Source organism: Comamonas sp. Tr-654 (assembly GCF_011752915.1).
GTDB lineage: Bacteria > Pseudomonadota > Gammaproteobacteria > Burkholderiales > Burkholderiaceae_C > Comamonas.
In genome coordinates this window covers 303,265-315,889 of sequence record NZ_VWWQ01000004.1, presented here as the reverse complement: position 1 = coordinate 315,889, position 12,625 = coordinate 303,265, and the positions used below count along the sequence as shown (strand labels likewise).

The window sequence follows — 12,625 nt, the reverse complement described above, 5'->3', positions numbered from 1 at the left end:
CGGCCGCCGAGCAACCCAGCGCTGCGTGCGACTGATGCAGCGCACCTACAATTGCGCCACCATGAACCTGTCCTCCCTCACCGCCATCTCTCCCTTGGACGGCCGCTACGCCGCCAAGCTGTCCGCACTGCGCCCCATCATGAGCGAATACGGCTATATGCACCGCCGTGTTCAGGTCGAGGTGACCTGGTTCATCGCCCTGTCCGATGCCGGCTTTGCCGAATTCCCCTCACTGTCGGCCGAATCGCGTGACTATCTGCATGCGCTGGTCGCCAACTTCTCCGAAGCCGATGCCGACGCCATCAAGGCCATCGAGAAGACCACCAACCACGACGTGAAGGCCGTGGAGTACTGGATCAAGTCCAAGTTCGACGGTCGCACCGAGCTGCAGAAGGCTGCCGAGTTCGTGCACTTTGCCTGCACCAGCGAAGACATCAACAACACCAGCCACGCCCTGCAGATCCGCGTCGGCCGCGACACCGTGCTGATGCCCGCCATCGACGGCATCATCGCCAAGCTGCGCGAGATGGCCCACCTCTACGCAGAAGTGCCCATGCTCAGCCGCACGCACGGCCAGACCGCCTCTCCCACCACCGTGGGCAAGGAACTGGCCAACGTGGTCGTGCGCCTGCAAAAGGCCGCGGCCAACATCGCCGGCGTGAAGATCCTGGGCAAGATGAACGGCGCCGTGGGCAACTACAACGCCCACCTGTCGGCCTGGCCCGAGTTCGACTGGGAAGCCTTCAGCCAGAACGTGGTGGAATCCTCCGAGCCCAAGGGTCTGGGCATCAGCTTCCAGCCCTACTCCATCCAGATCGAGCCCCATGACTACATGGCCGAGCTGTTCGATGCCATGGCTCGCACCAACACCATCCTGATCGACCTGTCGCGCGACATCTGGGGTTATGTGTCCCTGGGCTTCTTCAAGCAGCGCCTGAAGGCCGGCGAGATCGGCTCGTCCACCATGCCCCACAAGGTCAACCCCATCGACTTCGAGAACTGTGAAGGCAATCTGGGCATGGCCAACGCCATGCTCAAGCACCTGGCCGAGAAGCTGCCCATCAGCCGCTGGCAGCGTGACCTGACCGACTCCACCGTGCTGCGCAACATCGGCGTCGCCTTTGGCTACACCACGCTGGCCTACGCCTCGCTGATGACCGGCCTGAACAAGCTGGAGCTCAACGAAGAGCGCCTGCAGGAAGACCTGAACAACGCCTGGGAAGTGCTGGCCGAGCCCATCCAGACCGTGATGCGCCGCTATGGCGTGCAGGGCGCCTACGAAAAGCTCAAGGAAGTCACGCGCGGCAAAGCCGTGTTGGCCGAAGACCTGCACCGCCTGATCAACGGTCTGGAAATCCCCCAGGCCGACAAGGACCGTCTGCTGGCCATGACGCCTGCCTCCTACATCGGCAAGGCTGCCGAGCTGGCCAAGCGCGTTTGATTCGCAAGTTTGATCCGCAAAAAAGGATAGCTGCTAGCGCTTGATACTCAAGCTTTTCAGCATCAAAGAGCTGCCAAAGCCAATATTGATTGGCGCTGGCAGCTCTTGTTTTTGATAGTTTTCAAAAAGGACTGCCTGCGGGCAGCACCGCCATGGCCATCAAGTCCACCATCTTCAAAGCCAATCTGTCGATTGCCGACATCGACCATAACTACTACGCCGACCACAATCTGACGCTGGCGCGCCATCCCAGCGAAACAGATGACCGCATGATGGTGCGCCTGGTGGCCCTGGCGCTGAACGCCTGGAAGCTGCAAGACCTGTGCAACGGTGACGGCACGCTGGGCTTTGGCATTGGCTTGTCCGACCCTGACGATCCGGACGTGCACATCACCGATTACACCGGCCAGAAGCGTCTGTGGATCGAAGTCGGCCAGCCCGACGAAAAGCCCATCACCAAGGCCTGCAACAAGTCAGATCACATGCTGGTCTACCCCTTCAACCACGCCGCCCATATCTGGTGGAAGGGTCTGGAAGGCAAGCTGGCCCGCCAGAGCAAGCTGGAAGTGCATTACATCGACTCGGAAGTGGCCCAGCAACTGGGTTCGCTGGCCGAGCGCAGCATGCAGCTGCAAGCCACGATTCAGGAAGGCCAGCTCACCCTGTCCAGCAATCTGGGCACGGTGTTTGTCGAGCCCACGCGCTGGAAATAAGCTTCAGAAACTCTGCCCGCGTCGCTCCGCCGCGCGCTCCGCATAGCGGTTGAAGCGCCAGGAATCGCCCTCGACCGTGATGCGGCGCCATACGGCCCGCTTCTCGGCGGGCTCCATGGCCGTCCAGTACTGCACCTCGTCAAAGCTGCGGCCGCAGCCCTTGCATTTTTCATCGCCCTGGCTGGTGGAGCAGATGGCAATGCAGGGCGTATCGGGCATGGTGTCGAACCAGGCCAGCCAGGCCGCCATGGCGTGTGAGGGAAAGCCCTCCACGGCCACGTCGGGCTCGCATTCATAAATCATCAGCGCATACACCTCGGCCAGAGCCTTGACCTCGGGTGCCAGCAGCACGCCGTCGGGCGATGGGGCACGGCCTCGCCAGTAATTGATGGCCGCTTCGATGTCGGTGATGTGGATAGCAGTCATGGAGCAGGCATCATAAGCCGCTGCCATGAGGCCTGCGCCAACAAGGTTGCTGCATTTTTGGTAGCTACCCGCGCTTTGTGCAAAAGCGTCGCAAGACTGCTGCTCAATATAAAACCTGTGAACTAGATGGGTTTTGAAGCTTGAAATCCCATGCCTGCTGTGTTGAAATGCGCAGCTTCGAAGGGGAGTAGCTTATCGGACGCATCTTGTGCGTCATGAGCGGATGGTCGTCAATACGAAGCGCAAGCTTCCGGCCATGCGGTTTGCAGACTGACTGCAATCGAGCAAGACCTTTGATAGGCCGATGACGGTCAATCAAAGTGACTTCCCCTGCACGATTCCTCGCGCGGGTTTGCGCTTCGACTTACGTCACCTTGGTCTCCACCCGCTGGCGTCAAGTGCCAAACCTATGCAGACTGCACCAGCGGCATTCCACAACGAGGAAAAATCACATGGATCTGGACTTTCTGACCCACACGCCCTTCTGGATTGCGCTGGGCCAAATCATCATCATCGACATCCTGCTGGGCGGCGACAATGCGGTCGTGATCGCACTGGCCTGCCGCAAGCTGCCACCTGAGCAGCGACGCAAGGGCATCATCTACGGCACGGCCGGTGCCATCATCCTGCGCATCATCCTGATCGCCTTTGCCATGGTGCTGCTGCAGCTGCCCTTCCTGAAGGTCGTGGGTGCCGTCCTGCTGATCTGGATCGGTATCAAGCTGATTGCTCCCGATGACGAAGGTCACGACAACATCGAAGGCAGCGACAAGCTGTTTGCCGCCATCAAGACCATCATCGTCGCCGACCTGGTGATGTCCGTGGACAACGTGATCGCCATCGCCGGCGCCGCCCAGAGCTCGGGCGACCACCAGATGCTGCTGATCGTGCTGGGTCTGCTGATTTCCGTGCCCATCATCGTCTGGGGCTCGCAACTGGTCATCAAGCTGATGGAGCGCTTCCCCATGATCATCGTGGCCGGCGGCATGCTGCTGGGCTGGATCGCGGGCGGCATGTTCGTGACCGACCCCGTGTTCGTGAACACCGAGAAGTGGCTGTGGATGCCCAAGCTGGGCACCACCGATGCACAAGGTCTGGCCGAGATCTCCAAGACCCTGTACTGGGCAGCCCATATCGGCGGCGCGCTGCTGGTTCTGGCCCTGGGCAAGTTCATTGCCAGCCGCCGTCCCGCGGTTGCAGCCCACTAAGTCTGGAAAACCCAGCAATTCGTGAAGGAATGCGGGAACTGACCGCAGCCTTCACGACTCACAATAAAAACAAGTCGGCACATTCCTACAGAGGTGCCGCATTCTTCAACCTTCGTTCCAGTTAGGACGCACTTTGAACCCCATCATTGTTTACGTGGATGACGCCACATACGCCCAGCCTATGCTCGAGGCACTGGCGGGATCAAGCCAGGCGGCTTCCTCCCACTGGTTGCTGGTGGCCTGTGCTCCGCGCATGACCCACCGTGTGAGCAAATGGGTCAGCCATCGCGCTCGCGAGAACTGGCGCGGCAAATGGGCCGACAAGCTGTTTACGGCCTTGATGCCCGTCATGGCGACGAGCGGCGGCAAGGTCACGCCCGTGCTGGCCAAGGGCCCGCTGACCGAGCTGGTCACCGAGCTGCAGCAGGAGCATGGCGCCGCGCAGATCATCGACGCCCGCCGCCCCAAGCAGGAGGCTGTACAAGCCGCCCCCGTCAAGGCCAAGACCAATGCCAACGGCGGCCGCTGGAATCTGCCCGGCACCATGGCCGCGATTGCCGCCATGATGGGCTTTGTGCTCGACGACTCGCTCTCGATTTAAGAGCAGCATTCGCTATCCAGACAAGCCTTGTGTGGTGAAAGCCGCACAAGGCTTTTTTCATGGCCACTGCTGCGATAGTCCGCCGACAAAGCCTGCTGCTATGCTGGGCGGCATGAAAATCCTCGTCAAATGGCTTCTTTGCGCGGCGGCTCTGCTCGGGGTCGCCTATGTCTACAGCGGCGTTCAGGTGCAAAGCTTTGGCTCGGCCATGATTGCGGCCCTCGTCATCGGTCTGCTCAACACCATCATCCGGCCCATACTCGTGGTGCTGACCCTGCCCGTGACCATCATCACCGTGGGCCTGTTCCTGCTGGTGGTCAACGGCCTGATGTTCTGGATGGCCTCGGGCCTGCTGGGCGGCTTCCACGTCGCCGGCTTCTGGGCCGCCATGCTGGGCGCGCTGATTTATTCAGTGCTGGGCCTACTTATTGACCGCCTTGTCGCGCAGCTGTTCCCGGAGTAGCTCTTCGACGGCACGCAGACGCGTGTCGATGATGGAGGCCTCGAAGTAATCAGCCCTGGCCCCGGCCTTGCGGGCCAGATCCTGGGCTGCCTTGAAGCGATCCACTGCTGCTGCATAGTCATAGTGAGCCACCTGTGCCTCGGCCTCGGCCCGCAGGGCTCGCATTTCCTGGCCCTGGCTGCGCCATACGCGCGCCAGCGTCTGCCAGGCCGAACCATCGCGGGGATGGTCCGTCACCCAGGTCTGCAAGGGACTGGCCATGGAGCCTGCCTGGTTGAGCCTGAGCAGGATCTCCGTCTTGAGCAACAATTCCGGTCTGCGCGGCGCAACCCGCTCCACCACATCGATCGTGGCCAGACTGGGCCCGGCCTCGCGCGGCGCGGCCTCACGTGGCCCGGCCAGATTGCCGCTGACCGTCACCTTGGGAGCTGCCTGGGGAGCCATCACCGACTGCAAGGGCAAGGCCGCCAGGGCCGCCTGTGGATTGTCGGCCTTGAACTCGAGCTCGGCATTCAGCCATTTGGCTTGAATATTCGCTGGCGCATTGCCTGCCGTCGCCGTGAGCAGCCGCTGCACCATCTCGCGCGCCAACGGCCAGTCGCGCAGATACATGGCGCTGAGCGTGGCCGCATAGAGCTGAGCGACCTGCTCGAACTGACTCAGACCGGAAAAACTGCCGGAACGCGGCAACGTGGCCCACTGGCGGCGCACCTCGACACCAGGGTTGGAAATCACACGCGCGCGGGCCGACATCATCACATGCTCCAGCGTAGGCACGGGGTCGGCCGCGCGCTTGCCGGGCGGAATGCGCGAATCCATGTCCGCGATACGCTGGGTGGTCAAGGGGTGGCTGCGCAGATAGGGCCAGCTGCCGTTGTCATTGAGCCGGCTGGCCTGCTGCAGCTTGCCGAACATGCTCACAAAACCCTGGGGAGCAAAGCCGGCAGGAGACATCAGGCTGTAGCCCATGCGGTCCGCCTCGCTCTCCATGGCGCGCGAGAAATTCAGCTGGTTCTGCATCACGGCCGCCGGACCGCCCATCATGATGGCCATGGCCGCATCGGGGCTGCGCGTGGCCGCCAGAGCACCCAGCAGCATGGACGCCAGCATCAGCGGCGTCTGCTTGCCTTGCTGCGCCATCATGCGGGCAATGTGGCGCTGGGTGATGTGGCTGGTTTCATGGGCAATGACCGAGGCCAGTTCATCGCCGCTGCTGACCACGCCAATCAGTCCCAGGTAGACGCCCATATAGCCGCCGGGCAACGCAAACGCATTGACCTGGCGATCCTTGCCCAGCAGCAGCGTCCAGGCAAAGCGCTCCTCCAGCTCGGGCGACAGCTCGCCATTCTTGCGCGCCGCATCCTGAAGATGCAGCCAGATGCCTTCCACATACTCCTGCAGCACCGGGTCATCCAGATAGTCCGGATCGCGGTACAGCTCGCGGGCAATGGAGTCACCCAGACGCCGCTCCTCGCCCGTGGTCAGCGACGAGGCACCGTCGCCAAGGGTCGGCAAACCCGCCGCCTGGACACCAGGTGCCAAGGGTGAGACTGTCTGAATAGCTATCAAAACAGAAGCTGTCAGCGCTTTTAGAATATGAACTGTACGCAGTTTTGGCATCAAAAATGGCATGGCAATCACAGCATTGCCGGCATACAGATCTTCCATATGCCGACCGTTCAACACCCCACTATGATGCCTTGATTGATGGAGACGGCGACATGCCCGCCTGGGATGCCCAGGTAAAGCCGCCAGTCCATCCCCGCTCAACCTTGATGGGCGCCAGAACCCAACTCATCTGCCGCCGGAAAGAACCACCATGTCCTCTCTTACCCACTTCGACGCCCAGGGCCAGGCCCATATGGTGGACGTCGGTGCCAAACTCAGCACCCACCGCATCGCGGTGGCCGAAGGCCGCATCACCATGAAGCCCGAGACCCTGGCCATTGTGCAGGCCGGTACAGCCAAAAAAGGCGACGTGCTGAGCGTGGCCCGCATCGCCGCCATCATGGCCGCCAAAAAAACCAGCGACCTCATCCCCTTGTGCCACCCCCTGGCTCTGACCCGTGTTGCCGTGGAGTTTGAGCTGGAGCCGGAATCCAATTCCATCCGTTGCACCGCCACCGTTGAGCTAAAAGGCCAGACCGGCGTGGAAATGGAAGCCCTGACCGCCGTACAAGTCGGCTTGCTGACCATCTACGATATGTGCAAGGCAGTGGATAAGGGGATGGTAATGGGGGGTGTCAGAGTGCTGGAGAAGCGGGGCGGGAAGTCGGGTCACTTAGTTTAAAAGCAACCGTCAATTACAGACACCCGTCAGATTATATTTAATTGAATATTCTTCGGCTTTAAGTACACCAAAATGGCCAAAGAAAGACTCTATGATCAATTCTTGATTCTTTGCTTCATCACATCTACCCATTTTCAATAAAAATAAGTAATACTGGCGCATTGTTATGAGCCATGGAAAGCGTTTAGAAATAAACCTAGCAGCCTCTAAGTCCTCCTCATCTATATCGGAGGACGGAGTAGTTCTTAATACTTTCACAAGCCCCTGGTACTGGCTCAGAATTAAAGGCAAAGAGCCGTAATTGTGCAATTCATCTTCTTTTGTATGGAATTGCTCCTCCAACAAGGAAGCCCTAAAATCATTTTCTATTTGTAAATAGTCCCTACCAACAACAACAGACAGCACTAATGAGAGAAAGATAAATATCCAAATTAATTTTTTTAAGTTTGGTGAAATAAATTTCAAAAATTTTGTATCTCCTTCGACTACCCCCATAAAAAATACACACGGCAGCATAAAATACATATATGCAAATGGATACTCTAGCATACTATGTAATGCAATTGGTAAAATCAATAAAATTGCACATTGAGAAGTAATTGCAGATTTATCATTGCCTTTAACAATTAAATTACCGTGCAAGGATCTTACCATCCAAAATATCAGCGCTATTGCAATTACTCCACCAACAGGAACTCCAAACCATATCATCAGATCCAAAAATAAATTGTGGGCATGATCCATGTTCTCTGCACCGCCAATTCTCACGGTAAAGTTTTGCTGAGCCGCCCCTAGATTCAACCACCCCCAACCAATAAATGGTTTTTCAAATATCGCCGCATACATCTGCTCCCATAACTTATAACGCGTTGTACTTAATCCTGAAAATTCCCGCGCAGCACTTCCACCCAATAAATTGGATATATCCGCCCATTTAATGAAAATTACCCAATAGAGCAACAAGGAGATTGATACCCAATGTAGGGACTTCCTGAAATTCTTAATAAAAAATACCACAGCCGCCATAATCGTAATTGATAATGCCCCGGTTCTAGACTGGGTTGCGACTAATGTAAAAACAAGAATTACAGAAGCACTATACAACCATAAACCCCGTATCTTCTTGTTTATATCGAAATAAAGTAATGATACAAGTGCCATTAGCAATAATGTAGCCAACTGATTAGGCTGTGCAATATTGCCATAAACTCGGCCCTTGCTGGGGTACATAAACATCCCTTGCTCTACGCCTTGCCATTGAGCAAGGCCCACAACACTGTTTATCAAAGCGCCGAGGAGAATCGTCAAGAATACGATATCTATCTTTGAAATATTTTCATAATTCACACAGTCTCTCTGCCCTATTAAAGATAAAACTCCGAGAGAAGAAGACATGCAGCAGTATGCTGACAATAATATCAAAAATACAAGATCTCCGAGACCAATCAATCCAAGGAAATACTGAACTATAGAGATAACGGCTAACAGAGACAAGCAAATATAGATACGTATCGGTATAAGTGTGAAGCCACATCCCCCCCATAGCAAGAAAAATCCAGCGCAAGCAAATGCTTCCTGCAAAAAAGTGTTCCAGGGTGATATGTGGTCCGGAATTACCCACATCAGCACTAAAAAAACACCAGCAGTTAATTGACTATATTTCTTGAAGTAAGACATAAAAAAAGCCCCCTGGCGGAGGCTTCTCTGACTGAATAGATATTACTTGCAGGATCCGGGCAGGTATTTGCTAATAGTCGTGGAACCGCCACTGCACTTCCAGCTCACAATTTGCGAGCCTTGGTGATTCGAAGCTGCATCAACCTTCAGTGCCGTTGTGTTAGCTGTATCCATGAATGGTTCCAGCTTGACCGTATCGCTGGAGCCGAGCGAAACACCCAGTGCAGACGTATCAGGAGTGACAGTAATAACTCCATTGGCAGTTGTCGCCACAGATTTCACCATCTTAGAAGGATTGGAACCTGCACCAGTAGGGTTGGCCTCACAGCCCCATCCATTGGCTGAACCTGTAGAAGTTGTATTCATCGATTGCACCTGCTCGCTAATCGAGGTACGGCACTGAGAGGCAGCCAGCACCACTTCGGCCATGCGAGCCTTTACTGTGTAGTCCTTGTAAGCAGGCAGAGCCACGGCAGCCAGAATACCGATGATCGCCACAACGATCATCAGTTCGATCAGGGTGAAACCCTTTTGAATGGAACGCTTCATTTCAAACTCCCTAGTTGGATGAGACCCAACCTAAGAAGCAAGCTGCATGCCAACAATTTGGCAAACGCAGACCTCATTCAAAACGACACGTTTGGCAACATTCACGCGAGCTTGAGTAACAATTTTGGCGGCACAGTCGAAAACAATGACAAATTTGTCAGGCGCTTAACACCTATCAAGTCGGCCTGTCACTCCACGACAAAGCGCATGGTGCTTCCCGCCAGGTCCACCGTATCGCCATTGAGCAGGGGCACGGAAAGAGGTCCGACTACCTGACCATTGAGCTTCAGATCTTCACTGGCACCTTCCAGTTGGGTAAGCACAAAGCCATGAGGCTTCTGAGTGATGGAAGCAATGGCTACTCCAGGCTTACCCAGGGTGGTGACGACTTTGAAAAGCGCTATTTCCTTGCCTGCCAAGCTGCCGGTGAGCATGCGAATCACGGCGTGACGCTCCGGCAGTGCGGCAAGCGAGCCCTGAATGGTGGAACTAAAGCTTGAGATTTCGCCAAACCCGGAAGGGCTGGCCAGTTTGGCATGGCCGCTGTCTGCTTCTTCGGAAATGTGCGCCAGCGCCGCCTTTTTGCCGCTCTGGGCAGACGCAATATTGGTATCGGGGATCACGGTGTCGAGAAAGCGGATTTTGTAACGCCCGATGTCCAGCAGGTCGCCGTTGAGCAGATACTGCTTCTGGATGGCACGGCCATTGACATAGGTGCCGTTGGTGCTGCGCAAGTCCTCGATGCTGACCTTGCCGCCAGTGATGGTGAGCACGGCATGCTCGCCGCTGACCGCCAGATTCTCGATCACGATGTCGTTATAAGGACGACGACCCACGGTCGTGCGCTCCTTGGTGAGCTGCACTTCCTTGATAACTGCGCCGTCGATTGAGATGACCAAAGTCGGCATGCTCGAAGCTCCTGAGGAAACGCCAAGTCCCGCTTGGCTGCACTGGCAGAGATCCCTCACACTTGAGTGTGTGATTCAGCGCTCGACCCCTAATCGTAACTAGATGAAACGCGCCTGGATGCAGCATCTTATTTCACTAATTCGATGAAGCCAGCGATCCGATTGAAATTTTCAACGCTGCTGCCATCCGCCTGCAACATCTATGGAATTGCTCCTGCATCGTCTCCGTTCACCGCATGAGAAAAGCCCGCGCTGATGGGAGCGCGGGCTTTTGCAGATTCTTGGAAAGCGACACCAGCCGCCTGTCCCTGAATTAGAACGGGATATCGTCGTCCATGTCGTCAAACCCCGACGCAGCACGCTGGGGAGGAGGAGCCATGGGTGCGGGAGCAGAACGCTGTTGCATCGGTGCCGGTGCGGGGCGCTGCTGCATGGGCGCGGAAGCCGGACGGCTGGGCGCCTGATAGCTGCTTTCACCATAACCATCGTCGCCGCCGTAGCCGCCTTGCTGCTGACCACCGCCCTGGCGGCTTCCCAGCATCTGCATGGTGTCGGCGCGGATTTCGGTGGCGTAGCGCTCCTGGCCGGAGGCCTGGTCGGTCCACTTGCGGGTGCGCAGACTGCCTTCCACATAGACCTGGCTACCCTTGCGCAGATACTGCCCCACGATTTCGGCCAGCTTGCCGTTGAAGACCACGCGGTGCCATTCGGTGGCTTCGCGGTTTTCACCGGAGTTCTTGTCGCGCCAGCGGTCCGTGGTGGCGATGGTCACATTGGCCACCTGATCGCCGCTGGGGAAGGTGCGCATTTCGGGGTCACGACCCAGATTGCCGACGATGATGACTTTGTTGACGGATGCCATAGAGATACCTTTTCAAAAAGTGGCCCGGGCAATTGTGAGAGGTCCCGAACCAATGAGCCTCGTATTCTGCCCCAAGCCAGCCATGGAGAGCACGGGATTTCCCGATATCCCATCTCGGCGATACATGGTGCCCCAGCAGGAAAGGGGCCACTGCACGCGAGCAGCCGAGCAAGGGCAGCCCCGCTGCGAGGGCTGCGTCCCCCTCCGCGTAGCAGAGAGGGGGAAGGCGGGGCCGCCTAGGCGCACAGCGCCTCAGGGGGTGTTGCTGTAAGTCAGTGACGGCCCACCGGGCGCAGCGGCCAGGTCACGGCCAGCCACAGGGCAACCAGCACCCCCGTCATGATGAACAGGCCCGGCACACCCGCAAATTTGGCGACAGCACCACCGACAGCACCGCCGGCAAACAGTCCCAGCGACTGCAAGGTGTTGTAGGCACCCAAGGCCGCACCGCGCAGCGGCGCCGGTGCCATGCGCGAGACCAGGCTTGGCTGGGTGGCCTCAAGCGCGTTGAAGCCGCAGAAGAACAGAAACATCAGCAGCGCCATGCACCAGACCGTAGGAATGGTGCCGCTGGCGGCCAGCATGCCCAGACCGATCTGCACGACCAGCACCAGACCAATGGCCCCCAGCAAGGCGGTGCGCAGCCTGCCCTTGCGCTCCATGGAAAACAGCAGGCCCATGGCCACAAAGGACAGCAGCACGGCCGGCAGATAGATGTGCCAATGCTGCTCCTTGGCCAGACCGGCCTGTACCAGCATGGCCGGCACGGCAACCCACATGGACATCTGCACGGTATGCAGAATGAATACGCCGAAGTTCAGCCGCAGCAGATCGGACTGGCCCAGCAGCTCGCTGAACCGCCCCTTGGGCGCATTGGCATGCTGCCTCGGCTCGGGTGGCACCACCCACAGAACCACGGCAATACCGGCCAGCGCCAGCGCGCAGGTCAGGCCGAAGATGCCGGACAGCCCTATCCAGGCGTTGAGCAGCGGTGCCAGCACCAGCGCCAGCGCAAACATCAGACCGATGCTGCCGCCCACCAGGGCCATGGCCTTGGTACGCACGCCATCGCGCGTCAAGTCGGCCAGCAAGGCCGTGACCGCCGCAGACACGGCGCCCGCGCCCTGAATGGCACGCCCCGCCATCAGGCCGGTCAGCGAGTCGGCCATGGCCGCAATCAGACTGCCCGCCGCAAACACCAGCAGGCCGGCGACAATGACAGGCTTGCGGCCGATACGGTCGGAGGCCAGACCGATGGGCAGTTGGAACAGGGCCTGGGTCAGACCATACAGCCCCATGACCAGGCCAATCATGGCCGGGTCGTCACCACCCGGGTATTTGCGCGCCTCCAGCATGAAGACGGGCAGCACCAGGAACAGGCCCAGCATGCGCAGCGCAAAGATCAGCGCCAGGGCGCCGCTGGAGCGGCGTTCCTGGGAGGTCATGGTGGTGGAGGATTTGTCCGTGCCCTGCGTGCCCGCGCTGGG

General features: G+C 58.0%; 13 protein-coding genes. 6 read left to right on the top strand and 7 right to left on the bottom strand.

Annotated features, from left to right (window positions below; genetic code table 11):
* Positions 1-61 precede the first annotated feature (61 nt).
* Together purB and F3J24_RS14715 are read left to right on the top strand one after the other, a co-directional pair.
* Positions 62-1,441, top strand: coding sequence for an adenylosuccinate lyase (gene purB / locus F3J24_RS14720; RefSeq protein ID WP_167007708.1), 1,380 nt, complete (start codon positions 62-64; stop codon positions 1,439-1,441).
* Between the two features lie 152 nt (positions 1,442-1,593).
* Positions 1,594-2,154, top strand: coding sequence for a YaeQ family protein (locus tag F3J24_RS14715; RefSeq protein WP_003066781.1), 561 nt, complete (start codon positions 1,594-1,596; stop codon positions 2,152-2,154).
* Between the two features lie 3 nt (positions 2,155-2,157).
* Here F3J24_RS14715 and F3J24_RS14710 read toward each other — a convergent pair whose 3' ends face one another.
* Complete coding sequence (locus tag F3J24_RS14710; RefSeq protein ID WP_003060116.1) at positions 2,158-2,607, bottom strand: DUF3717 domain-containing protein; 450 nt, start codon at positions 2,605-2,607, stop codon at positions 2,158-2,160.
* Positions 2,608-3,032: 425 nt separating this feature from the next.
* Here F3J24_RS14710 and F3J24_RS14705 point away from each other — a divergent pair, with 425 nt between their 5' ends.
* The 3 genes from F3J24_RS14705 (at position 3,033) to F3J24_RS14695 (ending at position 4,852) form a co-directional block, all read left to right on the top strand.
* On the top strand, positions 3,033-3,788 hold the full coding sequence (locus tag F3J24_RS14705; RefSeq protein WP_003060114.1) for a TerC family protein: 756 nt from the start codon (positions 3,033-3,035) through the stop codon (positions 3,786-3,788).
* Between the two features lie 133 nt (positions 3,789-3,921).
* The gene (locus tag F3J24_RS14700; RefSeq protein ID WP_167007705.1) at positions 3,922-4,389 is read left to right on the top strand and encodes a hypothetical protein; all 468 of its coding nucleotides are present in this window, start codon (positions 3,922-3,924) and stop codon (positions 4,387-4,389) included.
* Between the two features lie 112 nt (positions 4,390-4,501).
* Entirely contained in the window at positions 4,502-4,852 is a 351-nt protein-coding gene (locus F3J24_RS14695) for a phage holin family protein (RefSeq protein WP_167007702.1), read from the top strand.
* On the opposite strand, the gene F3J24_RS14690 is transcribed toward F3J24_RS14695, so the two are convergent.
* Entirely contained in the window at positions 4,811-6,472 is a 1,662-nt protein-coding gene (locus F3J24_RS14690) for a M48 family metalloprotease (RefSeq protein WP_167007699.1), read from the bottom strand. The two genes, F3J24_RS14695 and F3J24_RS14690, sit on opposite strands and share 42 nt — an antisense overlap.
* Before the next feature lie 199 nt (positions 6,473-6,671).
* On the opposite strand from F3J24_RS14690, the gene moaC reads away from it, so the two are divergent.
* Positions 6,672-7,142: a cyclic pyranopterin monophosphate synthase MoaC gene (gene moaC / locus F3J24_RS14685; RefSeq protein WP_167007696.1), complete on the top strand. Its 471-nt coding sequence runs from the start codon at positions 6,672-6,674 to the stop codon at positions 7,140-7,142.
* A 9-nt stretch (positions 7,143-7,151) separates the two neighbouring features.
* On the opposite strand, the gene F3J24_RS14680 is transcribed toward moaC, so the two are convergent.
* From F3J24_RS14680 to F3J24_RS14660, 5 genes are all read right to left on the bottom strand, one after another.
* Entirely contained in the window at positions 7,152-8,537 is a 1,386-nt protein-coding gene (locus F3J24_RS14680) for a PglL family O-oligosaccharyltransferase (protein WP_167007693.1), read from the bottom strand.
* A gap of 324 nt (positions 8,538-8,861) precedes the next feature.
* Complete coding sequence (locus F3J24_RS14675; protein ID WP_167007690.1) at positions 8,862-9,368, bottom strand: pilin; 507 nt, start codon at positions 9,366-9,368, stop codon at positions 8,862-8,864.
* 188 nt (positions 9,369-9,556) lie between these two features.
* A complete protein-coding gene (locus F3J24_RS14670; RefSeq protein WP_167007687.1) occupies positions 9,557-10,276 on the bottom strand; it encodes an FHA domain-containing protein in 720 nt (239 codons plus the stop codon).
* 313 nt (positions 10,277-10,589) lie between these two features.
* Positions 10,590-11,138: a single-stranded DNA-binding protein gene (gene ssb / locus F3J24_RS14665; RefSeq protein ID WP_167007684.1), complete on the bottom strand. Its 549-nt coding sequence runs from the start codon at positions 11,136-11,138 to the stop codon at positions 10,590-10,592.
* 272 nt (positions 11,139-11,410) lie between these two features.
* The gene (locus tag F3J24_RS14660; protein ID WP_167008236.1) at positions 11,411-12,583 is read right to left on the bottom strand and encodes an MFS transporter; all 1,173 of its coding nucleotides are present in this window, start codon (positions 12,581-12,583) and stop codon (positions 11,411-11,413) included.
* Positions 12,584-12,625 lie beyond the last annotated feature (42 nt).